The following is a 24,402-nucleotide window of genomic DNA, read 5'->3' on the forward strand; positions in this document are numbered from 1 at the left end:
GGTTCCGGCAACACAAAGGCAGCGCGCATTATCCCCATCGGCCCATAGTGCCCCATCCGATGCCCCTGCGCGGCCCCGCCCTAAAATCGCCCGGTGAACGACGCCACCCTCTCCCCACCGCCCCGCCGCCCCATCCGCGACCTGCCCGACGAACTCATCAGCCAGATCGCCGCCGGCGAGGTGGTGGAGCGCCCGGCCTCCGTGGTGCGCGAACTGGTGGACAACGCGCTCGACTCGGGTGCCACGCAGATCACCGTGCGCCTGCTGGCTGGCGGCGTGCGGCTGATCGCCGTGGAAGACGACGGCTGCGGCATTCCGCAGGAAGAGCTGCCCATTGCCCTGCGCCGCCACGCCACCAGCAAGATCACCAGCCTGAGCGACCTCGAAACCGTGGCCACCATGGGCTTTCGGGGCGAGGCGCTGGCCGCCATCGGCTCGGTGTCCGAAATGGCGCTGCTGTCGCGCCCGGCACACCAGCCGGGCGCCTTTTTGCTCGATGCCCGCAGCGGCGAGCTGCGCCCGGCGGCGCGCGGCACCGGCACCACGGTCGAGGTGAAAGAGCTGTTTTTCTCCACCCCCGCGCGCCGCAAGTTCCTGAAGACCGACGCCACCGAGCTGGCCCACTGCATCGAATCGGTGCGCCGCCACGCGCTGGCGCGGCCCGATGTGGGTTTTGCCATCTGGCACGAAGGCAAGCTGGTGGAGCAGTGGCGCGCCACCTTCGTGCCGGGCGACGCCAACCTGCAGGACGCCCTGGCGCGCCGCCTGGCCGATGTGCTGGGCGACGACTTTGTGGCGCAGTCGGTGGCCGTGCAGCACCGTGCAGGGCCCATCACCGTGACAGGCCGCGCAGGCCTGCCCGACGCCGCCCGCTCGCGCGCCGACCAGCAGTACTGCTATGTCAACGGCCGCTTCGTGCGCGACAAGGTGCTCACGCACGCGGCGCGCAGCGCCTACGAAGACGTGCTGCACGGCCACAAGCAGCCGGTGTATGCGCTGTATGTGGAGATCGACCCGGCCCGCGTGGATGTGAACGTGCACCCTACCAAGATCGAGGTGCGCTTTCGCGACAGCCGCGAGGTGCACCAGGCTGTGCGCCACGCGGTCGAAAACGCGCTGGCCGCCCCGCGCGCCGCCGCACTGGCCACCGGGGCATCGCCCCCCCCCGAAACGGCTGCCATCCCCGGCGGCGCCGAGGATTTCAAGCCAAAACAGCCGCTAGCGCAGATTTGGCAAACGCAAGCAGCTATCCAGTTTGAAGAACGTGGCCACCATGTAGCCGACCTGCAGGCCCTGTGGGGGCCGGCAAAGGACAGCGCGGCTGCCATTCCTGACGGGCCCACCGCGCCACGGGTGGACTGGATGGCCGCCAGCAGCAGTGCGCAGACGGACACCCTGCCCCCGTCCCCGGCGCCCATTCCCCTCGACCCACGCAACAGCGACCAGGCCACCTGGCCGCTGGGCAAGGCCGTGGCCCAGCTCCACGGCGTGTACATCCTGGCCGAGAACGCCCAGGGCATGGTGGTGGTGGACATGCATGCCGCCCACGAGCGCATCGTCTACGAGCGCCTCAAGGCCCAGGTGGACAGCGGCGCCCGCATTGCCAGCCAGCCGCTGCTGATTCCTGCCACGTTTGCCGCCACCCCCGAAGAGGTGGCCACCGCCGAGGCGTCGGCCGAGGTGCTGGCCACGCTGGGGCTGGAGGTGGTGCCCTTCTCCCCCAAGACCCTGGCCGTGCGCGCCGTACCCACCACGCTGGCCACCGCGTCAGGGTTTGGCGACCCGGTGGAGCTGGCCCGCAGCGTGCTGGCCGAACTGGCGGCGCACGACGCCAGCACCGTGGTACAACGCGCGCGCAATGAAATCCTGGGCACCATGGCCTGCCACGGCGCCGTGCGCGCCAACCGCAAGCTCACCATCGACGAGATGAACGCCCTGCTGCGGCAGATGGAAACCACCGACCGGTCGGACCAGTGCAACCATGGCCGCCCCACCTGGCGCCAGCTGAGCATGAAAGAGTTGGACGCGCTGTTCCTGCGCGGCCGATAACCGCTCCACGGGCCGGCAAAGGTCAGAAAAGAAAATCGGCCCCGAAGGGCCAACAGAGCGATCAAGCGAAGCGCTGCCCTCGCGCCGGCACGGCCGAACGCCAGCGCTCCCGCGCAAGGGCCGCCCCGCCGCGCTGGGAGCGTCCCCCTTTGGGGGATGGCGCGCAGCGCCTCAGGGGGCTTCAATTCTCCCGCGCGGCCTTGGCGTGGTCCGGGAAATCGCTGAACACGCCATCCACGCCCAGATCGAAGAACAGCTGGTATTCGGCCTTGGGGTCGCCCTTGAAGTCCGACGCCAGGCGCTTGGCCTCGCTGCGGAAGGTGTAGGCATGCACGAACAGGCCGGCGGCGTGGGCGTCCTTCACCACGCTGGTGGGCGCCATCATCACGCGGTCGCGGTCGTCGATCTTGCCGTCGCCGTTGAGGTCATCCGGCTTGCCGTCATTGTTGGCGTCCACCTGCCTGGAAGGGATGAGGTAGGGCTTCCAGGGGCCCACGCCGTCGGCATAGGTCTTCACTTCCTTCAGCCCCGCAGGGGTGAGCAGGCTGGCGAAGGTGCGTGCATCGCCCGCCACGGCAAAGTCGTAGGGCTTGTCGTAGGGCGCCACCAGCGACATGCTGCCGTCCGCCTTCACATCGTCCGCGTCCACCAGTTGCACCAAGCGGACCTGCGTCTTGGTACGCAGGTATTGGAGATTGGACACCTCGAACGACTGCACGATCACGGGCGACGCCTTGGTGGTGTAGCCGTACCTGGCCAGTGTGGCCAGCAGGCGGTCTTCGAGCTTCAGGCCCAGGTTGACGTGGTAGGTGGGGTGCTTGGTTTCGGGGTACACGCCCACCGTGCGGCCGGCCTTGGCGCCTTCGCTCCTGGCGAGGTCGAGCACTTCATCGAGCGTGGGGATCTGGTATTTGCCGTTGAACGACTGGTCGCGGTCGGCCATGGGCTGGATGGCGCGCAGGGTCTTGATTTCCGCCAGGGTGAAGTCCGAGGCAAACCAGCCCTCTTCTTCCACGCCATCGACCACTTTCCTGGTCTTGCGGCTGGCAAATTCGGCGCGGGTGGACACGTCGGTGGTGCCGGTGATGTTGGGCTCGTGGCGGGCGATGAGCACGCCGTCCTGCGTAGCCACCAGATCGGGCTCGATGAAATCGGCACCCATCTCGATGGCCTTCCTGTAGCCTTCGAGCGTGTGGTCCGGCAGGTAGCCGCTGGCGCCGCGGTGCCCGATCACCAGGGGCCGCTCGCCGCTGAGCGTCGGGTAGTTCGGCCCGTCGCCGCCGCCGCATGCCACCAGCGCAGTGGCTGTTGCCAGGACAAGCAGCCCGACTTTTGCAATGGGTTGTTGACGCATCTCTTCCGCCCCTCTGGTGTGTATTGGAAACGGTCCACTGTGGTGCGCAAGGGTGACAAACACATGACATGCAAACGCACCAAAAGCGGTCAACAGAACGCACCAAAAACCGGCAGAACCCGCCAGAAATGCCCCACCACGGTGCAGAACCATGCATGAGTGCATGTCTTTTTGACATAATTCAGTGCTGCAACGCCGCATATTTCGTTTTTTGCACAGAAAGTCCTTTCCATGAAGTACGAGTCCGTAGACAGCTTCCTCGCGCAGGTCGCACAGCGCAACCCTGGCCAACCTGAATTTCTGCAAGCTGTCACAGAAGTCATGGAAAGCCTGTGGCCCTTCATCGAAAAGCACCCCCGCTACGCCGAGCACGGCCTGCTGGAACGGCTGGTGGAACCCGAGCGGGTGGTGATGTTCCGCGTGTCGTGGGTGGACGACCATGGCAGCGTGCAGGTCAACCGCGGCTACCGCATCCAGCACAGCATGGCGATTGGCCCCTACAAGGGCGGCCTGCGCTTCCACCCGTCGGTGAACCTGTCGGTGCTCAAGTTCCTGGGGTTCGAGCAGACCTTCAAGAACGCGCTGACCACGCTGCCCATGGGCGGCGGCAAGGGCGGGTCCGATTTCGACCCCAAGGGCAAGAGCCCTGGTGAAGTGATGCGCTTTTGCCAGGCCTTTGTGTCGGAACTGTTCCGCCATGTCGGCGCCGACACCGACGTGCCGGCCGGTGACATCGGCGTGGGCGGCCGCGAAGTGGGCTACATGGCCGGCATGTACAAGAAGCTCAGCAACCGTGCAGACTGCGTGTTCACGGGCAAGGGCCTGTCGTTCGGCGGCTCGCTGATCCGCCCCGAGGCCACCGGCTACGGTACGGTGTACTTTGCGCAAGAAATGCTCAAGACCCGCGGCCAGTCGTTTGACGGCAAGACCGTGTCGGTATCCGGCTCGGGCAATGTGGCGCAATACGCAGTGGAAAAGGCCATGGCCCTGGGCGCCAAGGTGCTGACGGTGTCCGACTCCAGCGGCACGGTGTATGACAAGGATGGTTTCACGGCAGAAAAACTGGCCATCCTGATGGAAGTGAAGAACCACAAATACGGCCGCGTCAACGACTACGCCCAGCTGGTGGGCGCCGAGTTCCAGGCCGGCAAGACGCCATGGCACATCGCCGTGGACGTGGCCCTGCCCTGCGCCACGCAAAACGAGCTCAACGCCGACGATGCCGCCACCTTGATCAAGAACGGTGTGCTGTGCGTGGCCGAAGGCGCCAACATGCCTTCCACCATCGAGGCGGCCAAGGCGTTTGAAGCCGCTGGCGTGCTGTACGCACCGGGCAAGGCCTCGAACGCCGGTGGCGTGGCCACGTCGGGCCTGGAGATGAGCCAGAACGCGGCCCGCCTGAGCTGGCCCGCCGAAGAGGTGGACGCCCGCCTGCTGCAGATCATGCAGGGCATCCATGCCGCCTGCCTGAAATACGGGCAGCGCGCCGATGGCTCGGTCAGCTACATCGACGGTGCCAACATTGCCGGCTTTGTGAAGGTGGCCGACGCCATGCTGGCACAGGGAGTGGTGTAATCCGCTGCGCGGATTCGCACACAGGAATCAGGGGGGCCATTCGCCCCCTTTTTTGCGCCGCACGCTCCAGCGGATATGCTCGCCGGGGCATACAAATCGTCACATTGAGCGGAATTCACCGTGGAAATCTTCAGCTTCCTGAACGCCCTGGTCGAGAACGGCGGCTCTGACCTCTTCTTCAGCGTGGGCGCTCCCGTCAACCTCAAGGTCGAAGGCGTCACCCATCCGCTGACGATGCCCGCCCTGCTGCCGGGGCAGGTCAAGCAGCTGGCTTATTCGGTGATGAATGAAAAGCAGATCAGCGAGTTCGAGGCCAGGCTGGAAATGAACCTGTCCATTTCGGCCGAAAACCTGGGGCGCTTTCGGGTGAACGTGTTCGTGCAGCGCGGCGAGACCGGCATGGTGATTCGCTACATCAAGAGCAAGATCCCGCCCCTGGCGGCGCTGGGGCTGCCGCCCATCCTTGAAAAGCTGGTACTGCGCAAGCGCGGCCTGGTGCTGGTGACCGGCGCCACGGGCTCGGGCAAATCGACCACGCTGGCGTCGATGATCAACTACCGCAACGAGAACGTGACCGGCCACATCCTCACCATCGAGGACCCGCTGGAGTTTCTGCATGTCCACAAGCGCTCGGTGGTGGACCAGCGCGAGGTGGGCATAGACACCCTGTCGTACGAAGAGGCGCTCAAGAATGCGCTGCGCGAGGCTCCCGATGTGATCATGATCGGCGAGATCCGCGACCGCAACACCATGAAGCAGGCCATTACCTATGCCGAAACCGGCCACCTGTGCCTGTCCACGCTGCACGCCAACAATGCCAACCAGGCGATGGAACGGGTCATCAACTTCTTCCCCGAAGACGCGCACCACCAGTTGCTCATCGACCTGAGCATGAACCTGGCGGGCGTGGTGTCGCAGCGGCTGATTCCGGGCCTGCACGACAAGCTGGTCCCGGCGGTCGAGGTGATGCTCAACTCGCCCTACATCGCCGACCTGATCGCCAAGGGCGAATTCACGGGCATCAAGGAGACCATGGGGCGCAGCACCGAAATCGGCATGTGCACCTTTGACCAGGCGCTTTACGCGCTCTACACCGAAGGCCGGATTTCGCTGGAGGAAGCGCTGCACAATGCCGATTCGCGCACCGACCTGGCGCTGCGCGTGCGGCTGGCCGCCGGCGTCCGCACGGTGGATGCCGGCGATCTCGCGATCGACACCTCCTCGCCCATGCAGCCAGCGTCCAAGCTGTCCTGAGCACCTCCTCACGCGGTTGTGCCGAGGGCTGGCAAGGCATTTTGCGGCCCTGCATCTGCTACCCTCCAGCGCATGTCTGACGCTTCCACCGCCCCGGCTCGCACGGGCGCTGCGACCATGCCGGCCGGGCTGGTCATTGGCCTGCTGGCGCTGCTGCTGGGCCTGCAGCCGGTCACCACCGATCTGTATCTGCCTGCGCTGCCCACACTCAAGGCGCAGCTCCTGGCCAGCATGGCCCAATCCCAGCTCACGCTCACGGCCCTGCTGCTGGCGTTTGGCTGCTCGCAGCTGGCGTGGGGGCCGCTGTCGGACCGCTGGGGGCGCCGCCCCATTCTGCTGGCGGGGCTGGCGGCCTATGTGCTGGCCGCGCTGGGCTGCGCCCTGTCGCAATCGATGGAAACGCTGATCTTCTGGCGCGCCGTGCAGGGCGCCGCCATGGGTGCCGGCGTGATGGGTGCGCGCGCCGTGGTGCGCGACCTGTATGCGCCGGTCCAAGGCGCGCACGCCATGTCCCGCGCGCTCACGGGCCTGGGCATCATTGCCTGCCTGAGCCCGCCCCTGGGCGGCCTGCTGGCGGACCACCTGGGCTGGCGCGCCACGATGGCGGCACTGGGCTGCTTTGGCGGCCTGGCGCTGCTGCTGGTCCTGCTGCGCTTTGAGGAAACCCTGGCCCGCCCCAACCCGCTGGCGCTGCGCCCCGCGCACCTGCTGCGCACCTGGGGACAGATCCTGCGCCACCCGACCTTCCTGGCTTTTTCGGCCACCACCACCTTCACCTATGCGGGCCTGTTCACCTACCTGGCGGCCTCGTCGTTCACCTTCATCCAGGTGCTGGGCTGGAGCCCCGCCGCCTACGGCCTGCTGCTGTCGTGCAACGCGGCGATGTACATCAGCGGCACGGTGCTGTGCCGGCGCCTGCTGGTGCGCTGGGGGCTGCGCCGCAGCATGGCGCTGGCCGGCCTGCTGAGTGCCACGGGCGGCACGCTGATGGGCATCTGTGCGCTCGCCGGCGTGCAAAGCGGCTGGGCCTATGCCCTGCCCTTCCTGCTGTACCAGATTGCGCATGGCATCCACATGCCCTGCAGCCAGAGCGGCGCCGTGGGCCCCTTTCCGCAAGCCGCCGGCACGGCCGCTGCACTGAACGGCTTTGTCATGATGCTGGTGGCGTTTGGCGTGGGCCACTGGCTGGGCCAGCGCATGGACGGCACGGTGCTGCCGCTCGCCCTGGGCGTGTGGTTCTGGGGTCTGTGTGCCGCCCTCGCGGCCTGGACGCTGGTACAGAAATTCGGGGAGCCGGCCAAGCCATGAGCAGCCCACTGCCCGCCATCGCCATCGCCGGCCCCACGGCCGCTGGCAAGACGGCCGGCGCCCTGGCGCTGGCCGCCGTGCTGGCGCCGCGCCTGCCGGTCGAGATCATCAGCGTGGATTCGGCACTGGTGTACCGGGGCATGGACATCGGCACGGCCAAGCCCACGCGCGCCGAGCTGGCCGCCGTGCCGCACCACCTGATCGACATCCGCGACCCGCTGCAGGCCTACAGCGCCGCCGAGTTCGTTCAGGACGCCCAGCGTTTGACCGCCGAGATCCGCGCACGCGGCGCCCTGCCGCTGCTGGTGGGCGGCACCATGCTGTACTTCAAGGCGCTGTTCGACGGCATCGATGACATGCCTCCGGCCGACCCCGTGGTGCGCGCACGGCTGGAGGCCCAGGCCGCCGAACAAGGCTGGCCGGCCCTGCACGCCGAACTGGCCCGCGTGGACCCCACCACCGCCGCCCGCCTGGCGCCCGCCGACAGCCAGCGCATCCAGCGCGCACTGGAGGTGTGGCATGTCTCAGGCCAGCCCCTTTCGCACTTTCACACGACAAGAAAGAGAGCTGACAGCGCACAACCCACAAGTTCTACAGCCCTGTTTTCCCTGGAACCCGACGACCGCGCCTGGCTGCACGAGCGCATCGCACTGCGTTTTGACGCCATGCTGGCGGAAGGTTTCGTGGAAGAAGTGCGCCAGTTGCGCGCCCGTGGTGACCTGCACCCCGACCTGCCCTCGATGCGCTGCGTGGGCTACCGCCAGGCCTGGGAAGCGCTCGAAGCCCAGGCCGCAGCCGGCCCCGGGGCGCCGCTCGACCTGGCCGGCCTGCGCGAACGCGGCATCGCCGCCACCCGCCAGTTGGCCAAGCGCCAGATCACCTGGCTGCGCAGCATGCCGCAGCGCCAATCCATCGCCTGCGACCAGCCCGACGCCACCGCGCGCCTGGTCCAGGCCGTGCTGCAGCGCCTGGAGATTCCTGCACCATGAACGGCCCGCTGCAGGTCGAAGCCCTGGCCAAACACTACGGCGGCACGCCGGTGTTTGCCAATGTACAGTTCACCGTGCAGCCGGGCGAATTCGTGGCCATTGTGGGCGATTCGGGCGTGGGCAAATCCACCCTGCTCAACTGCCTGGCCGGGCTGGACCGGTGGGACGCGGGGCGCATCGTGCATGGCGGCACCGACCTGGCGCCGCTGGATGAAACGCAGCGCGCCCTGTGGCGGCGCGCCCATGTGGGGTTTGTGTTCCAGGCCTTCCATGTGCTGCCGCACCTCGATGTGGCGCAGAACGTGGCCTTGCCGCTCCTGCTGCTGGGCCGCGCCGACCCGGCGCGGGTGCAGCACATGCTGGCGGCCGTGGGCCTGGCGGGTCTGGGTGAGCGCCTGCCGCAGCAACTGAGCGGCGGCCAACTGCAGCGCGTGGCCATTGCCCGCGCCCTGGTGCACCGCCCGGCCCTGCTGCTGGCCGACGAGCCCACCGGCAACCTCGACCCCGGCACCGCCGCGCGCGTGCTGGACCTGCTGCTCGCACAGACGCGCGAACATGGCGCCTCGCTGGTGCTGGTCACGCACTCGGATGCCGCCGCAGCGCGCGCCGACCGGGTGCTGCGACTCACGGCGGGCGGCATCGCCGGCTGAGCCAGACTTATTCGATGTTGAGCCGCTGTGCGCTGCCGCCCTGCTTCTTGGGCAGCGTGAGCGTCAGCACGCCGTTGTCGTATTTGGCCTTGGCCTGCGTGGCATCCACATCCACAGGCAGCTGAAAGCTGCGCGCCACCGAGCCAAAATAGCGCTCGGAGCGCAGCACCTTCTCGCCCTCGGTCTTCTGGTCGTGCTGGCGCACCTCGGCGCGCAGGCTGACCACATTGCCATCGATCGCGACGTGGATGTCCTCCTTGGGCACACCCGGCACCTCGGCCTGCACGGTGTAGCCACCATCGGTTTCCTTCACGTCCACCTTGATCTGCGCCGGCGAGGGCACGCCGTCGCCATGCAATGGGCGCACATAGAAACCGGGGGCGACGTCCTTGAAAAAGTCATCGAACAAACTGCCACGGGTAACCAGAGAATTCATGGTGAAGCTCCTGAACGTAAGGGTTGGACAACCGGGCCGGCAAGGGAGCACCAGCCCCACTGTCAAGATACGAACCGCCCGACCCCATTTCAAGGGCTGCGGCAGTCGGGTTTGATCTGCCTCAATGGTCTGCCCTGTCGGCGCCGCGCCGTCACAATCGGGTCATGCTTGCACTGCTTCGCACCTTCTCCTGGCAGGAGCTGCGCCACCACCCCTGGCGCAGCGCCGCAGCGGTGGTGGCCGTGATGCTGGGCGTGGCGCTGGCCTTTGCCGTGCATGTGATCAACAGCTCGGCCCTCGACGAGTTCGCGCAGGCCGTGCGCGCCGTCAACGGCCAGCCCGATCTGGAGCTGCGCGCCATGCAGGGCCTGCTGCCCGAGGCACTCTATGGGGAGGTGGCCGCCCTGCCGCAGGTAGTGCAAGCCAGCCCATGGCTGGAGCTTTCCACGCTGGCCCAGGTGGATAAACCCGTCGCCGCACCCGCGCCTGCATCGGCCCGCGTGGTGCTGCGGGTGCTGGGTGCGGATGCGCTGCTGCTGCCGGCCGTGGCACCCGCGCTCATGCCCCGCGCCTTTGCTGGCAGCGAACGGCTGGCCATGCTGGCGCCGGCCACGGTGTTTCTCAACGCGGCGGCCTTGCAGGCGCTGGGCCTGGCGAGTGACGGCAGTGGCGCGGCACCGCTGCGGCTGCAGGCCGGCGCGCAGGGATCGCACATTGTGCGCGTGGCCGGTACGGTGGCAGCGGGCGGCGCGCCCCTGGCCGTGATGGACATCGGCGCGGCGCAAGACCTGTGGGGCCAGGCGGGCCACCTGACCCGCATCGATCTGCAGCTGCAAGCGGGCACCGACCGCACAGCCTTCCGGCAGCGGCTGCAATCTCTGCCCTGCTGGCCCGCCAACGCCATGCTGGCCGAGCCGGGTGACGCGGTGCAGCGCATCGGCAGCCTGTCGCGCGCCTACCGCGTCAACCTCACGGTGCTGGCGCTGGTGGCGCTGTTCACGGGGGCGTTTCTGGTGTTCTCGGTGCTGGCCCTCAGCGTGGCGCAGCGTGCTCCGCAGTTCGCGTTGCTGGCGGTGCTGGGTGCCACGCCGCGCCAGCGCCTGGCCCTGGTGCTGGCCGAGTCGGCCCTGCTGGGGCTGGTGGGCAGTGCCGCAGGCATCGCGCTGGGAACGGCGCTGGCGGCCACCGCCTTGCAACTGCTGGGGGGGGACCTGGGAGGCGGCTACTTTGCCGGGGTGCAGCCGGCACTGCAATGGAGCGGCCCGGCCGCGCTGCTGTATGGCGCACTGGGTGTAGCAGCCGCGCTGGTGGGTGGCTGGTGGCCCGCCCAGACGGCCCGCCACCTGCCGCCGGCCCAAACCCTCAAGGGCCTGGGCGCCGCGGCCGGCCCGGGTTCGGGCGCCACGGTCGGTGTTGTTTTGATCGCTGGAGGTGCTTTGCTGGCAAGCGCTCCACCCGTATTTGGCATTGCATTGGCCGCCTACATCGCCATTGGCTTGCTGCTGGTGGGCGGCATTGCGCTGCTGCCCTGGGGCATGAACTGGCTGCTGCAACGCCTGCGCCCATGGGTGGCCGGCCACTTGCTGCTGGTGCTGCCCCTGGAGCGCGCACGCCGCATGCGCGGCGCGGCCGCCATCGCCGTGGGGGGCGTGGTGGCCAGCCTGAGCCTGGCCGTGGCGCTGACGGTGATGGTGGCCAGCTTTCGCGGATCGGTGACCGAATGGCTCGATGCGGTGCTGCCCTCGCCACTGTATGTGCGCTCGGCCCTGAGCGCGGCGGGGGGCGAGGCGGCCCTGCTGCCGCCCGGATTCGACCAGGCCGTGGCGCTGCTGCCCGGTGTGGCCCGCGTGCAGCCCCAGCGCGCCAGCCCGCTGCAGCTGGACGCCGCACGCCCCGCCCTCATGCTGCTGAGCCGTCCGCTGGGCAGCGACCCGGCGCGCACGCTGCCCCTGGTGGGCGCGGCGCTGCCCGTGCCCCAGGGCCGGATAGGGGTTTACATCAGCGAAGCGGTGGTGGACCTGTATGGCCTGCAGCCCGGCATGGAGTGGCCCGCTCTTTCAAAGGCTTTCAGCCCTCTGGCACCGGATGGAAAAGCGCAAGCAACCATGTTTTTCATCGCAGGCGTCTGGCGCGACTATGCCCGCCAGTCGGGCGCCGTGGCCATGGACCGCGCCGACTACCTGCGCCTGACGGGCGACGCACGTACCAACGACTTGGCACTGTGGCCGCGCGATGGCACCGACCTGGCGCAACTGCAGCAGGTGATCCGAGCGCTGGTGGCCGATTCCGGCGCAAAAACAGGTGAGGGTGCAGCAGGGCTGGAGTTTGTCTCGGCCGGCGCCCTCCGCGAGCGTTCGCTGCGCATTTTCGATCGCAGCTTCGCCGTCACCTACTGGCTGCAGGCCGTGGCCATTGGCATCGGCCTGTTCGGCGTGGCGGCCAGTTTCAGCGCGCAGGTGCTGGCGCGGCGCAAGGAGTTCGGCCTGCTGGCCCACCTGGGCCTGACCCGCCGGCAGATACTGGCCGTGGTGGCCGGCGAGGGTGCGGCGTGGACTGGCGTCGGCGCGGCCGTGGGCCTGCTGCTGGGCCTGGCCGTGGCCTTGGTGCTGGTGCATGTGGTCAACCCCCAGAGCTTTCACTGGACGATGGAGCTGCGCGTGCCGGCCGCCCGATTGCTCGCCCTGTGCGCCGCCGTGGTGGCCTCCGGCACCCTCACGGCCTGGCTGGCGGGCCGGGCGGCAGCGGGGCAGGATGCGGTGCTGGCGGTCAAGGAAGACTGGTAGCCGCAGCGCGGGGATGCCGCGTATGCAGCGCAGGCGTTGGGACACAATCCACGCCATGCCTGCGCAAGACTGGGCTATCGAAGCCACCGGGAGAACCCGCACCGCCGCCCACCAGCGCCTGGATGCCCCGCTGCCCAGAAACACCCATCGCACTTGCCCATGACGTTCACCGCACTGCCCTTCCACACAGCCCTGTACACGCGCCGCCAATGGCTGGCGCTGACCCTGGCTGGGGGCGCGTCAAGCACACGGGCGCTGCCCGCGCGTGCCCTGCAGTTTCCCCGCGACCATGGCAGCCACCCGGACCTGCACACCGAATGGTGGTACCTCACGGGCCATGCGCAGGCCGCAGGCCGGCTGTGGGGCTTTCAGGTGACGTTCTTTCGCTCCCGCGTGGATGCCACGCAGGGCCTGAATTCAGCCTTTGCGGCCAAGCAGCTGCTGTTCGCCCACGCGGCGCTGACCGATGTGCAAGGCCAGCGCCTGCACCACGACCAGCGCATTGCCCGTACCGGTTTTGGTGTGGCGCAGGCCAGCGAGGCCGACACGGCCGTCAGGCTGCGCGACTGGTCGCTGGCGCGAACCGCCCTGCCCGCCAGCGCCCCGCGTGCAACCCAGGAGAGCGGCGCCGGGCCAGGCCCGGCCCCCACCGGCAGCCGTTATGCCGCGCAGGTCGAGGGCGACGGCTTTGGTCTGGACCTGCAATGCGATAGCACGCAGCCACCGCTGCTGCAGGGCCAGCAAGGCCTGTCGCGCAAAGGCCCCGAGGCCAGCCAGGCCAGCTATTACTACAGCCAGCCGCAGCTGGCGGTGAGCGGCGCCATCGTGCTGAACGGGCGGCGCATGGCCATTGAAAACAGCACCACCGACAGTGCCACCCACCGCGCCTGGCTGGACCATGAATGGAGCGACGCCCTGATGCACCCCGACGCCGTGGGCTGGGACTGGATCGGCATGAACCTCTTCGATGGCAGTGCGCTCACCGCGTTTCGCCTGCGGCGCGCCGATGGTTCGGCACTGTGGTCGGGCGGCTCGCTGCGCCCGGCCGGGCAGCCCACCCAGGTGTTTGCCGACAACAGCGTGGCCTTTGTCGCGCAACGCCACTGGAACAGCCCGCACAGCGTCGCCCGCTACCCGGTGCAGTGGCGGGTCGATACCCCTGCCGGCCCGCTGAGCGTGCGGGCGCTGCTGGACAACCAGGAACTCGACAGCAGCGGCTCCACCGGCGCGGTTTACTGGGAAGGCCTGTCCGAGTTGCGCAATGGGGCGGGCGCGGTGATCGGCCGGGGCTATCTGGAGATGACGGGATACAAAAAGCCGCTGCGCCTGTGACGCAGCGGCTTTCACAATGCCCACCCGAAAAGAGCTACGGGAGACTCAGCCCTTGCTGCCGGCCTTGCGGCGGCCCAGCCAGGCAATGATTTCACCCATGATGCCGCGGCGGAACGACAGCACGCAGATCACAAAAATCAGGCCCGTCACCATGGTGACCGATTCACCCAGGGTGTTGAACCACTCCACGCTGGTCAGCGTGGCCAGGAAATGGCCGATTTCGCCCAGCTTGTTCTCCAGCAACACCACCACCGCCGAGCCCACCAGCGGCCCCGACAGGGTGCCCAGGCCACCGACCAGCGTCATCAGCACGACGTGGCCCGATGCCGTCCAGTGCACATCGCTCAGTGTGGCAAAGCCCAGCACCAGGGTCTTGAGCGAGCCGGCCAGCCCGGACAGCGCGGCCGACAGCACAAACGCCAGCAGCTTGAAGCGGTTGGTGTCATAGCCCAGCGAAATGGCGCGTGGCTCGTTCTCCTTGATCGCCTTGAGCACCTGGCCATAGGGTGAATGCACCGTGCGCACGATCAGCAGGAATGCCGCCACCACCACCACCAGCACCACGTAGTACATGGTCATGTCGTTCTGCAGATCGATCAGGCCAAACAGCTTGCCGCGCGGCACGCCCTGCAGGCCATCCTCACCACCGGTGAAGGGCATCTGCAGGCAGATGAAGAACAGCATCTGCGCGAGCGCCAGCGTGATCATCGTGGAATAGATGCCTGCGCGGCGGATGGCGAAGAAGCCAACGATCAGGCCCAGCAGCGCACCGCTGGCCGTGCCCAGCAGCAGGCCGACTTCGGGGGTAAAGCCCCACACTTTCATGGACTGGCCTGCCACATAGGCCGAGCCCCCCAGAAAGGCAGCATGGCCGAAGGACAGCATGCCGGTGTAGCCGAGCAGCAGGTTGAAGGCCGAGGCAAACAGCGCAAAGCACATCAGCTTCATCACGAAAACCGGGTAGGCGCCGAGCAACGGCGCCGCCAGCAGGCCGACAAACAACAGGCCGTAGCCGACAGCGGAAAGATTCTTGGAATTCATGTGTGCAGCCCCTTATTTTTCTTTGCCGAACAGGCCGGCGGGGCGAATCAGGAGAACGATGACCATGATGACGAACACCACGGTCGAGGATGCTTCGGGATAGAACACCTTGGTGAATCCCTCGACGATGCCAAGACCCAGGCCGGTGAGGATGGAGCCCATGATGGAGCCCATGCCACCGATCACCACCACGGCGAACACCACGATGATGAGGTTCTGCCCCATCAGTGGCGACACCTGGTACACCGGCGCGGCCAGCACACCGGCAAAGGCGGCCAGCGCGGCACCAAAGGCATAGGTCAGCGTGATCATCAAGGGCACGTTCACGCCGAACGCTTCCACCAGGCGCGGGTTTTCTGTGCCCGCACGCAGGTAGGCGCCCAGCTTGGTCTTCTCGATCACGTACCAGGTGGCAATGCACACCGTAATCGATGCCACCACCACCCAGGCACGGTAGTTGGGCATGATCATGAAGCCCAGGTTGGTGGCGCCTTCGAGCAACTCGGGCGTGTCGTAACCCAGGCCCGAGACGCCATAGATCGAGCGAAAGACACCCTCGATCAGCAGCGTCAGGCCCAGTGTGAGCAGCAGGCCATACAGATGGTCCAGCTTGTAGATCCAGCGCAGCAGCAGCCGCTCGATCACCACCCCGAACACCCCCACCACCAGCGGCGCCAGCACCAGCATCAACCAGTAGTTGATGCCAAAGTAGTTCATGGCCATCCAGGTAATCACAGCCCCCAGCATGAACAGCGCACCGTGCGCAAAGTTGATGACGTTGAGCAGGCCGAAAATCACGGCCAACCCGAGGCTGAGGATTGCGTAAAACGAACCATTGACCAGCCCCAAAAGGAGCTGGCTCAAGAGGCCCGGCAATGAGACACCAAAAATTTCCATGGCAGGCGGCAGGTGGGAAGAGGTTCAGGTTAGCGGGTTATTTCCAGAGCGCGCACTTGCTGTCGGCCTTGGTGGTGAACACCTGGTCACCCGGGATTTTCTTGATGATGTTCAGGTAGTCCCAGGGCTTCTTGGAGTCGGCCAGGGCCTTCACCTGCACCAGGTACATCTCATGGACCATGCGGCCGTCAGGGCGAATCACACCGCCCTTGGCGTAGAAGTCGTTGATGGGCGTCTTCTTCATGTATTCCATGACCTTGTCGGCGTCCGTGCTCTTGACCGCTGCCACCGCCTTCAGGTAGGTGGTGGTGGCAGAGTAGTCAGCAGCCTGAACGTCGGTAGGCATGCGCTTCATCTTGGCAAAGTAGCGGTCAGCAAACTTGCGCGACTCGTCGTCCTTGTCCCAGTACCAGCTCGTGGTGTGCAGCAGGCCTTCGGTGTTCTTCAGACCCAGGCTGTGGATATCGCTCAGGAAAACCAGCAGGCCGGCCGTCTTCATGCTCTTGTTGATACCGAATTCCTTGGCGGCCTTGATGGAATTGATGGTGTCACCACCCGCGTTGGCCAGCCCCAGGATCTGGGCCTTGGAGTTTTGCGCCTGGAGCAGGAACGAAGAGAAGTCGGAGGCATTCAGGGGATGGCGCACTGCACCTGCGACCGTGCCGCCCTTGGCCTTGACCACGGCCGTGGTGTCGTTTTCCAGCGAATGGCCGAACGCATAGTCGGCCGTCAGAAAGAACCAGCTCTTGCCGCCGCTGTCCACCACCGCACCGCCTGTGCCCTTGGCCAGAGCCACGGTGTCGTAGGCGTAGTGCACGGTGTAGGGAGTGCATTGCTCGTTGGTCAATGCAGAGCTGCCAGCGCCGTTGTTGAAGTAGACGCGCTTTTTCTCCTGCGCCACCTTGGCAGTCGCCAGGGCGGTGCCGGAGTTGGTGCCGCCGAAGACCATGGTGACACCTTGCGTGTCAATCCATTCACGGGCTTTCGAAGCGGCAATGTCGGCCTTGTTCTGGTGGTCGGCCGTGAGCAGCTCGATGGGCTGCCCCAGCACCTTGCCACCGAAGTCATCGATGGCCATCTGGATGGCGGTTGCGCCGCCCTTGCCTTCCACGTCCGAATACAGGCTGGACATGTCGGTGATGAAACCGATCTTGACTTTCTCCTGCGCATGGACGGCCGAAGTGGCCAAGCCGGCTGCGCCCAGCATCAGTGCCAATGCTTTGAGTTTGCTTTTCATGGATGTCTCCTGTTGTGGTGAGAGGGATTGCGAAAAACGGGACGTAGCGGCCTGGCCGCTCAGACACCGAGAAGGTCGTTGAGCACCGGCATTTTTTCTTCCAGCTCGCTGGCACCGAATTTCTCGACGATGCGGCCGTGCTCCATGACATAGAAGCGGTCGGCCAGTGGCGCGGCAAAGCGGAAATTCTGCTCGACCATGACCACGGTGTAGCCGCGCTCGCGCAGCGTGATGATCATGCGGGCCAGCGCCTGCACGATGACGGGGGCCAGGCCTTCGGAGATTTCGTCCAGCAGCAGCAGCTTGGCACCGGTGCGCAAAATGCGTGCTACCGCCAGCATCTGCTGCTCACCGCCCGACAGGCGGGTGCCCTGGCTGTTGCGGCGTTCGGCCAGGTTGGGAAACATGGCGTAAATTTCATCGATCGACATGCCCGGCGTCCCCGTCTTGAGGACGGGCGGCAGCAGCAGGTTTTCTTCGCACGACAGGCTGGAGAAAATGCCCCGCTCTTCGGGGCAATAGCCCACACCCAGATGCGCGATGCGGTGCGTTGACATGTGGATGGTCTCCACACCATTGATCTTCACGGAGCCCTTGCGCGCCCCGGTGAGGCCCATGACGGCCCGCATGGTGGTGGTGCGCCCGGCGCCATTGCGCCCGAGCAAGGTCACCACTTCGCCGGGCTGCACCACGATGTCCACGCCGTGCAGCACATGCGACTCGCCGTACCAGGCTTCGAGGTTGCGGATTTCGAGCGCGGGGGTATTGGAGGCAGTGGTCGCCATTTCAGTGGGCTCCCTGCAGTTGGCCGTCGGTCGTGCCCATGTAGGCTTCCATCACTTGGGGGTTGTTCGATACTTCGGCGTAAGGCCCCTCGGCCAGCACGGCGCCACGCTGCAGCACCGTGATGCAGTCGGCAATGGTGGACACCACCTTCATGTTGTGCTCCACCATCAGGATGGTCCGGCCAGCCGACACTTTCTTGATGAGCTGCGTCACACGGTCCACATCCTCATGGCCCATGCCCTGCGTGGGCTCGTCGAGCAGCATGAGCTCGGGCTCCATGGCCAGCGTGGTGGCGATTTCCAGGGCGCGCTTGCGGCCATAGGGCAGATTCACCGTGAGCTCATCGGCCAGGTCTTCCAGCCCCACTTCGGTAAGGAGTTCCATGGCGCGGGCATCGAGCTGGCGCAGGCTGCGCTCGCTGCGCCAGAAGTGAAAGGCCGTGCCCAACTTGCGCTGCAGCCCGATGCGCACGTTTTCCAGCAGCGTCAGGTGCGGGAACACCGCCGAGATCTGGAACGAACGGATCACGCCACGGCGTGCGATCTCTGCGGGCTTTTCACGGGTGATGTCCTGACCGTTGAACCGGATCAGACCCGAGGTCGGCTCCAGAAATTTGGTCAGCAAGTTGAAGCAGGTGGTCTTGCCGGCACCATTGGGCCCGATCAGGGCGTGGATGGAGCCGCGGCGCACCGACAAGGTCACATTGCTGACCGCGGTGAAGCCCTTGAACTCTTTGGTCAGGCTTTGGGTTTCAAGAATGACGTCGCTCATTGCGCCTTGATCGCTCCATGGGGATGCTGAGGAAAGAGCCTTGCCACAAGGTCTCCGTGGGTTCTTATGTTGCATCGCATCGTAAGTCCCGACGTGGGGATGCAGATACTGGGACAAATGCCTATGTATAAATGCCTACGCCCTGCGTGCCCCTTGCCTCGCGAGGCCCGCAGCGCACGGCGTGCTCCACCCACTCCAGAAAAAAGGGCTGCATACCCCGGGCGCAACGCCCCTCGGCGCAGCCTACACTGGCCCGATGGCAACACCCTCCCCCCTGCATGCGCGAGGCGCTCCGCGCTCCCTGTCGGGCCTGCTTCCTTTTCTACGGCCCTACCGTGCCCGCATTGGCCTTTCGCTGGTCTTTCTGGTGCTGGCAGCCGTTGCCACGCTGGCCTTTCCCCTGGCATTGCGCAACCTGATCGATGGTGGGCTGCTGGCATCGGACCACGGCAACCAGACGATGGCGCTGCGCGGGCATTTTCAGGCGCTGTTTGCCGTCGCCATTGCCCTGGGCATTTTTTCAGCCGCACGCTTTTACATGGTGAGCTGGCTGGGCGAACGGGTGACAGCGGATCTGCGCAATGCCGTGTACAGCCATGTGCTTGAGCAAAGCCCGCAATTCTTTGAAACCACGCAGACTGGCGAGGTGCTGTCGCGGCTGACGACCGACACTACCCTGGTCCAGACCGTGGTGGGTTCGTCACTTTCGATGGGGCTGCGCAATGCCGTCATGGGCGCGGGCGCACTGGTGATGCTGGTGTGGACCAATCCCTACGTGATGTCGGTGGTGCTTCTGCTCTTGGTGCTGGTGGTCTTGCCCAGCATGTGGATAGGACGGCGCGTGCGGCGCCTCTCGCGCGACAGCCAGGACCGCGTGGCCGACTCCAGCGCCATCGCGGCCGAGGTGCTGAACGCCGTGCCAGTGGTGCAAAGCTATACGGCCGAAGCGCGCGAATCCTTGCGTTTCGCCGACGCTACCGAAAACGCCTTTCAGGCTGCCGTGCGCCGAACGCGTGCACGCGCCTTCCTCGTGGCATTCATCATCATTGCCAACGCAGGCCTGCTGCTATGGGGTCTCTACCGGGGTACGCAGGCGGTGCTGGACGGGCACATGACAGCGGGCCACCTGGGGCAGACGGTGGTGTACGTCATCTTGCTGGCGGGTGCCGTGGCGGTACTGGGAGAGGTCTACGGCGACCTTCTGCGCGCCGCAGGAGCCACGGAGCGCCTGATGGAACTGATCGCCAGCCAATCCCCAGTCACGGAGCCCGTGCTGCCCCGGCCGCTGCCAACGGGAGTCCGGGGGCTGAGCGTGGATTTTGAAGCGGTGAATTTCCACTACCCCTCCCGGCCCGATCAGCCGGCCCTGCAGGCCTTCACACTCCACCTCGAACCGGGTGAGACCGTCGCCCTGGTAGGCGCCAGCGGAGCCGGGAAAACCACGGTGTTTCAGTTGCTCCAGCGCTTCTACGACATCGACCAGCACCCGGACGAAGCTTCGCATGGGCGCATTGCGGTCAATGGCGTGGACATCCGGCAACTGGGACTCCAGCAATTGCGTGCCCACATTGGCACGGTGCCCCAGGACGCGGTGATCTTCTCGGCGTCTGCCTTTGACAATATCCGGTACGGTCGCCCCGATGCTTCAACGGATGAGGTGATCGCCGCGGCACGGGCGGCTTTTGCCCACGACTTCATTGAAGCACTGCCCGAGGGGTATTCCACCTTTCTCGGAGAGCGCGGCGTTCGCCTTTCCGGCGGGCAACGCCAACGGATCTCGATTGCACGTGCGCTGCTGAAGAATCCCCCCTTGCTGCTGCTGGACGAAGCCACCAGCGCACTGGATGCGGAAAGCGAGCGCATGGTGCAGGCCGCCCTCGACTCTGCGATGCAGCGGCACACCGGCCAGCGGACCACCCTGGTCATTGCACACCGCCTGGCCACGGTGCAAAACGCCGACCGGATCGCGGTGCTGGAAAACGGCCGCATCGTCGAACAGGGAACCCATGCCGCGCTGCTCACCCAGGGCGGCGTCTATGCCCGCCTGGCAGCGATGCAATTCACGGCGTGATCGATCAGCATCGACATCGGCCATGTCGATTCACCCGGACCAGAGCCTTATTGCAAGGTTTCCTTGGCCGCTTCGGGCAACAGCAGCGGCAGCACCGCAATGCCCTCATCGAGCAACTGCAATGCCTCTTGGTGTGAAGCCTGGCCTCGTATGGCCCGCTCCTCGACCTCGCCGCGGTGGATGCGCCGGGCCTCTTGCGCAAACTGTGGGCCCACGTCTTCCGTATGGGCCATGACTTTGCGCGCCAGCGACAACCAGGCAGCCTGCAGATCCACACCAGATACTTCAGCAGGGTTGCGGTCAGCAGAGGCGTCCGCAACCGGTGCAACAGGCTCGACCGCCGGTTGCCGGGCGCCCAGATTCAGCCTGGGGGCACTCAGCCTTTTGGCGATGTGGGAGTCCGAGCACATCGGGCATTGCACGAGTGCCTCACGCAACTGCCGCTGAAACTCATCCTCGGACGAGAACCACCCCTCAAAGACATGGCCCTGCCCACAATGCAGGTCAAGCACCTTCATGCCAGCAAGCTCTCAACCGCCGCATCAGCCGTGGCGGCGCAGCAGATAGCGGTAAACAAAACCGGGAAATGCCAGCGTGAGGAAAAGGGTGCCCGTGACGGCATAGAACTCCCACCCCTGCGGAGCAATCTGTCCGGCACGGCGCTCCAGCAAGAGGGCCATGCCTCCCACCAGGAAATACAGCGCCACCAGTTCCACCAGCCGCACCGGCAAAGACTTCTTTGGCTGCTTCAACGGACCGATCACCATCAGCCTGTGGTTGATAAACGGAAGATTGGCCGCGAAGAATGCAGCAACGATGATGAGCCAGATAGCGCCAGTTTGCGACACGGAAATACCCTGCTCGAACTCAGGTCGCCAGGGCCCGCACGATGGCATCGGCACACAAGGCCATCAAGCCACCAGGCAGCAAACCCAGTCCCAGTACCAGCGCGCCATTGACAGTCAAGACAACCCGAACATCCAAGGGTGCGGATACGCTGGTCGCCGTCAGGGGCGCATCAAAATACATCACCTTGACAACGCGCAAATAGTAGAAAGCACCGATCAGGGACATCACGACGGCAAACACGGCCAGCGCAATATAGAGCCCTTGCCCCGATGCCACCAATGCCTGCAATACCGACAACTTGGCGTAAAAACCCACCAGTGGCGGAATGCCCGCCATGGAGAACAGGCAGACGGCCATCACGCCGGCATACAGCGGACTGCGCTGGTTCAGGCCCGCCAGATCCGCAATCTCTTCGCTTTCAAAGCCTTCGCGGGCCAGCAACAGGATCACGCCAAACGCAGCCAGGGTGGTCAGAACATAGCTCACCACGTAAAACATGGCGGAACTGTAGGCACTCTCCACAGCGGCGGCATCCACATTGCCGTTGATCACACCCGACAACAGGCCCAGCAAGACAAAGCCCATCTGTGCAATGGTGGAGTAAGCCAGCATGCGCTTCAGATTGGTCTGCGCAATGGCGGCCAGGTTACCCACCAGCAGCGAGCCAATGGCCAGCACCGCAAGCATCTGCTGCCAATCGATGGCCAGGGGCAGCAACCCATCCACCAGCAGCCGGATGGCGATCGCAAATGCGGCGAGCTTGGGCGCGCCACCGATCATCAGTGTCACGGCCGTGGGCGCACCCTGGTAAACATCGGGAATCCACATGTGGAACGGCACCACACCCAGCTTGAAAGCCAGGCCTGCGACCACGAAGACCAGTCCGAACACCAGCACCTGGTGCCGGATCTGGCCGGAATTGACGGCCTTGAACACTTGCCCGATATCGAGCGATCCCGTGGCGCCATACAGCATCGACAGACCATAAAGCAGGAAACCGCTGGCCATGGCACCGAGCACGAAATACTTCATGGCGGCCTCAGTGGCCGTTGCGTTGTCCCGGCGCAATGCCACCAGGGTGTAACTGGACAGGGTCAGCAGCTCCAGGCCCAGGTAGATCACCAGAAAGTTGTTGCCGGAGATCATGATGGACATGCCCAGCAACGCCAGCATCGACAGGGTGAAAAATTCACCACCACGCAACATGTCACGATCGGCAGCGTAAGGGCGCCCGTAGACCAGCGTCACCATCATGGCCACGGTGGCGAAACATTTGAGCCAGTTGCCCATGGCATCACTGACGACCATGTTGCCGAAACCGTAGAACGTGTTTCCGCTGCTGGCATACAGCCCCTGCAGGGCGGCAACCACGGCCAGCGTGAGCATGGTGAGGACATAAGTACCGGTACGGCGTGGGCTGCGGACCCCCAGGTCCACCAGCATGATCACGCAGGCCATGACCAGCAGCACGATCTCGGGGTAAACGGCAAGCCAGCTGATGTTGTCAATCATCTCGAATCTCTCAGTTCAGTCTGGTCAGTTCAGCTTGGACAGGGCCACATGCTTGAGCAACTCCGCCACAGAGGTGTCCATCACGTCGGTGAAGGGGCGTGGATAAAGGCCCATCGCCAGCACGGCAATCGCCAGCAGCGACATCACGAGGAATTCACGGCTGTTGATATCGGAGAGCTCCTTGACGTGATCGTTGGCAACAGGGCCCAGATAGACCCGCTTGAACATCCAGAGCGTATAAGCGGCGCCAAAGATCAACGCCGTGGCGGCTGCGCCACCGATCCAGAAATTGGCTTTCACCGCACCCAGGATCACCATCCACTCGCCCACGAATCCGGCGGTTCCCGGCAGTCCGCAATTGGCCATGGCAAACAGCAAGGCAAATGCCGTGAAGTTCGGCATGGTATTGACGACGCCACCATAAGCAGAAATTTCGCGGGAATGCACCCGGTCGTACAGCACGCCAATCGAAAGGAACATGGCACCGGAGACAAAGCCATGCGCAATCATTTGCACCAGACCGCCCGAAACACCCAGATCATTGAAGATGAAGAAACCGAGCGTGACAAAACCCATGTGCGCCACGGAGGAGTAAGCCACCAGCTTTTTCATGTCCTTCTGGACCAGTGCCACCAGGCCCACATAAATCACGGCCACCAGGGACAGCGCAATCATGAGCCAAGCCCATTCGCGCGACGCATCCGGCGCAATCGGCATGGAGAAACGCAGAAAACCGTAGGCTCCCAGCTTCAACATGATGGCCGCCAGAACAGCGGAGCCGCCGGTGGGGGCTTCCACGTGCACGTCGGGCAGCCAGGTGTGGACCGGCCACATGGGTACCTTGACCGCAAACGCGGCGAAGAAAGCAAAGAAAAGCAGCGTCTGCGCGGTGGCGCTGAGCGGCAACTGGTGCCATGCAGCGATGTCGAAACTGCCACCCGACTGGTTGTACAGGAAGATGAGCGCAATCAACATCAACAGCGAGCCGAGCAGCGTGTAGAGGAAGAACTTGAACGCCGCGTAGATCTTGTTGGGCCCGCCCCAGATACCGATGATCAGGTACATCGGAATCAGGGTTGCCTCAAAGAACACGTAGAACAACAGGCCGTCAAGGGCGCAGAACACACCGATCATCAACCCCGAAAGGATCAGAAAGGCACCCATGTACTGGTTGACGCGCTCGGTGATCGACTCCCAGGATGCGATCACCACGATGACCGTGATAAACGCGGTAAGTGGCACAAACCAGAAGGAAATGCCATCCACACCCAGGTGGTAATGGACATTGAAACGCTCAATCCAGGTGGTCTTTTCGACAAACTGCATGGCCGCAGTACCCAGCTTGAAGCCATCGTACAGAGGCAGCGTTACCAACAAGCCGATGATGGCGCCAATCAGCGCGACCCAGCGGACGGCACGGGCGTGTTCATCCCGCCCGACCGCCAGCAGCAGAACACCAAAGACGATTGGCGTCCAGATTGCAAGACTCAACAGACCCATTTTGTTCT

The 24,402-nt window shown here is 65.2% G+C and carries 20 protein-coding genes; 9 read left to right on the forward strand and 11 right to left on the reverse strand.

Annotation, left to right across the window (positions count from 1 at the left end):
- Nucleotides 1–93 precede the first annotated feature (93 nt).
- On the forward strand, nucleotides 94–2,049 hold the full coding sequence (gene mutL / locus BLW02_RS03600) for a DNA mismatch repair endonuclease MutL (RefSeq protein WP_092697073.1): 1,956 nt from the start codon (nucleotides 94–96) through the stop codon (nucleotides 2,047–2,049).
- A 181-nt stretch (nucleotides 2,050–2,230) separates the two neighbouring features.
- Here mutL and BLW02_RS03605 read toward each other — a convergent pair whose 3' ends face one another.
- A complete protein-coding gene (locus BLW02_RS03605) occupies nucleotides 2,231–3,403 on the reverse strand; it encodes a glycerophosphodiester phosphodiesterase (RefSeq protein WP_092697074.1) in 1,173 nt (390 codons plus the stop codon).
- A gap of 231 nt (nucleotides 3,404–3,634) precedes the next feature.
- Here BLW02_RS03605 and gdhA point away from each other — a divergent pair, with 231 nt between their 5' ends.
- The 5 genes from gdhA to BLW02_RS03630 all read left to right on the forward strand — a co-directional run bounded on the left by gdhA (nucleotide 3,635) and on the right by BLW02_RS03630 (nucleotide 9,179).
- The gene (gene gdhA / locus BLW02_RS03610; RefSeq protein WP_092697075.1) at nucleotides 3,635–4,978 is read left to right on the forward strand and encodes an NADP-specific glutamate dehydrogenase; all 1,344 of its coding nucleotides are present in this window, start codon (nucleotides 3,635–3,637) and stop codon (nucleotides 4,976–4,978) included.
- Between the two features lie 120 nt (nucleotides 4,979–5,098).
- On the forward strand, nucleotides 5,099–6,232 hold the full coding sequence (locus BLW02_RS03615; protein WP_092697076.1) for a PilT/PilU family type 4a pilus ATPase: 1,134 nt from the start codon (nucleotides 5,099–5,101) through the stop codon (nucleotides 6,230–6,232).
- A gap of 72 nt (nucleotides 6,233–6,304) precedes the next feature.
- Nucleotides 6,305–7,540: a multidrug effflux MFS transporter gene (locus BLW02_RS03620; RefSeq protein WP_244273609.1), complete on the forward strand. Its 1,236-nt coding sequence runs from the start codon at nucleotides 6,305–6,307 to the stop codon at nucleotides 7,538–7,540.
- A complete protein-coding gene (gene miaA / locus BLW02_RS03625) occupies nucleotides 7,537–8,529 on the forward strand; it encodes a tRNA (adenosine(37)-N6)-dimethylallyltransferase MiaA (RefSeq protein ID WP_092697078.1) in 993 nt (330 codons plus the stop codon). Before BLW02_RS03620 ends, miaA begins: the two co-directional genes overlap by 4 nt.
- A complete protein-coding gene (locus BLW02_RS03630) occupies nucleotides 8,526–9,179 on the forward strand; it encodes an ABC transporter ATP-binding protein (protein ID WP_092697079.1) in 654 nt (217 codons plus the stop codon). Before miaA ends, BLW02_RS03630 begins: the two co-directional genes overlap by 4 nt.
- Nucleotides 9,180–9,186: 7 nt before the next feature.
- On the opposite strand, the gene BLW02_RS03635 is transcribed toward BLW02_RS03630, so the two are convergent.
- A complete protein-coding gene (locus BLW02_RS03635; RefSeq protein WP_026436383.1) occupies nucleotides 9,187–9,615 on the reverse strand; it encodes an Hsp20/alpha crystallin family protein in 429 nt (142 codons plus the stop codon).
- Nucleotides 9,616–9,779: 164 nt separating this feature from the next.
- On the opposite strand from BLW02_RS03635, the gene BLW02_RS03640 reads away from it, so the two are divergent.
- Complete coding sequence (locus tag BLW02_RS03640; protein ID WP_092697080.1) at nucleotides 9,780–12,398, forward strand: ABC transporter permease; 2,619 nt, start codon at nucleotides 9,780–9,782, stop codon at nucleotides 12,396–12,398.
- 159 nt (nucleotides 12,399–12,557) lie between these two features.
- Nucleotides 12,558–13,730: a lipocalin-like domain-containing protein gene (locus BLW02_RS03645; protein WP_092697081.1), complete on the forward strand. Its 1,173-nt coding sequence runs from the start codon at nucleotides 12,558–12,560 to the stop codon at nucleotides 13,728–13,730.
- Nucleotides 13,731–13,775: 45 nt separating this feature from the next.
- Here BLW02_RS03645 and BLW02_RS03650 read toward each other — a convergent pair whose 3' ends face one another.
- From BLW02_RS03650 to BLW02_RS03670, 5 genes are read right to left on the reverse strand one after another with little or no spacing between them, the layout of a single operon-like run.
- Nucleotides 13,776–14,771, reverse strand: a complete 996-nt coding sequence (locus tag BLW02_RS03650) for a branched-chain amino acid ABC transporter permease (RefSeq protein WP_092697082.1) — start codon at nucleotides 14,769–14,771, stop codon at nucleotides 13,776–13,778.
- Nucleotides 14,772–14,783: 12 nt separating this feature from the next.
- On the reverse strand, nucleotides 14,784–15,668 hold the full coding sequence (locus BLW02_RS03655) for a branched-chain amino acid ABC transporter permease (protein ID WP_092697083.1): 885 nt from the start codon (nucleotides 15,666–15,668) through the stop codon (nucleotides 14,784–14,786).
- 37 nt (nucleotides 15,669–15,705) lie between these two features.
- On the reverse strand, nucleotides 15,706–16,905 hold the full coding sequence (locus BLW02_RS03660; protein WP_092697084.1) for an ABC transporter substrate-binding protein: 1,200 nt from the start codon (nucleotides 16,903–16,905) through the stop codon (nucleotides 15,706–15,708).
- Nucleotides 16,906–16,964: 59 nt separating this feature from the next.
- Nucleotides 16,965–17,690, reverse strand: coding sequence for an ABC transporter ATP-binding protein (locus tag BLW02_RS03665; RefSeq protein WP_092697085.1), 726 nt, complete (start codon nucleotides 17,688–17,690; stop codon nucleotides 16,965–16,967).
- A gap of 1 nt (nucleotide 17,691) precedes the next feature.
- On the reverse strand, nucleotides 17,692–18,462 hold the full coding sequence (locus BLW02_RS03670) for an ABC transporter ATP-binding protein (RefSeq protein ID WP_024814489.1): 771 nt from the start codon (nucleotides 18,460–18,462) through the stop codon (nucleotides 17,692–17,694).
- Between the two features lie 256 nt (nucleotides 18,463–18,718).
- Between BLW02_RS03670 and BLW02_RS03675 the strand changes: the two genes are divergently transcribed.
- Complete coding sequence (locus BLW02_RS03675) at nucleotides 18,719–20,533, forward strand: ABC transporter transmembrane domain-containing protein (RefSeq protein WP_092697086.1); 1,815 nt, start codon at nucleotides 18,719–18,721, stop codon at nucleotides 20,531–20,533.
- A 47-nt stretch (nucleotides 20,534–20,580) separates the two neighbouring features.
- Here BLW02_RS03675 and BLW02_RS03680 read toward each other — a convergent pair whose 3' ends face one another.
- From BLW02_RS03680 to BLW02_RS03695, 4 genes are read right to left on the reverse strand one after another with little or no spacing between them, the layout of a single operon-like run.
- Entirely contained in the window at nucleotides 20,581–21,051 is a 471-nt protein-coding gene (locus BLW02_RS03680) for a DUF1178 family protein (RefSeq protein WP_092697087.1), read from the reverse strand.
- 24 nt (nucleotides 21,052–21,075) lie between these two features.
- Complete coding sequence (locus BLW02_RS03685; RefSeq protein WP_092697088.1) at nucleotides 21,076–21,381, reverse strand: DUF2818 family protein; 306 nt, start codon at nucleotides 21,379–21,381, stop codon at nucleotides 21,076–21,078.
- A gap of 19 nt (nucleotides 21,382–21,400) precedes the next feature.
- The gene (gene nuoN, locus BLW02_RS03690; RefSeq protein WP_092697089.1) at nucleotides 21,401–22,894 is read right to left on the reverse strand and encodes an NADH-quinone oxidoreductase subunit NuoN; all 1,494 of its coding nucleotides are present in this window, start codon (nucleotides 22,892–22,894) and stop codon (nucleotides 21,401–21,403) included.
- A gap of 24 nt (nucleotides 22,895–22,918) precedes the next feature.
- Nucleotides 22,919–24,394, reverse strand: a complete 1,476-nt coding sequence (locus tag BLW02_RS03695; protein WP_092697090.1) for an NADH-quinone oxidoreductase subunit M — start codon at nucleotides 24,392–24,394, stop codon at nucleotides 22,919–22,921.
- Nucleotides 24,395–24,402: the final 8 nt, after the last annotated feature.

It is taken from the genome of Acidovorax soli, assembly GCF_900107605.1.
Lineage (GTDB): Bacteria > Pseudomonadota > Gammaproteobacteria > Burkholderiales > Burkholderiaceae_C > Acidovorax > Acidovorax soli.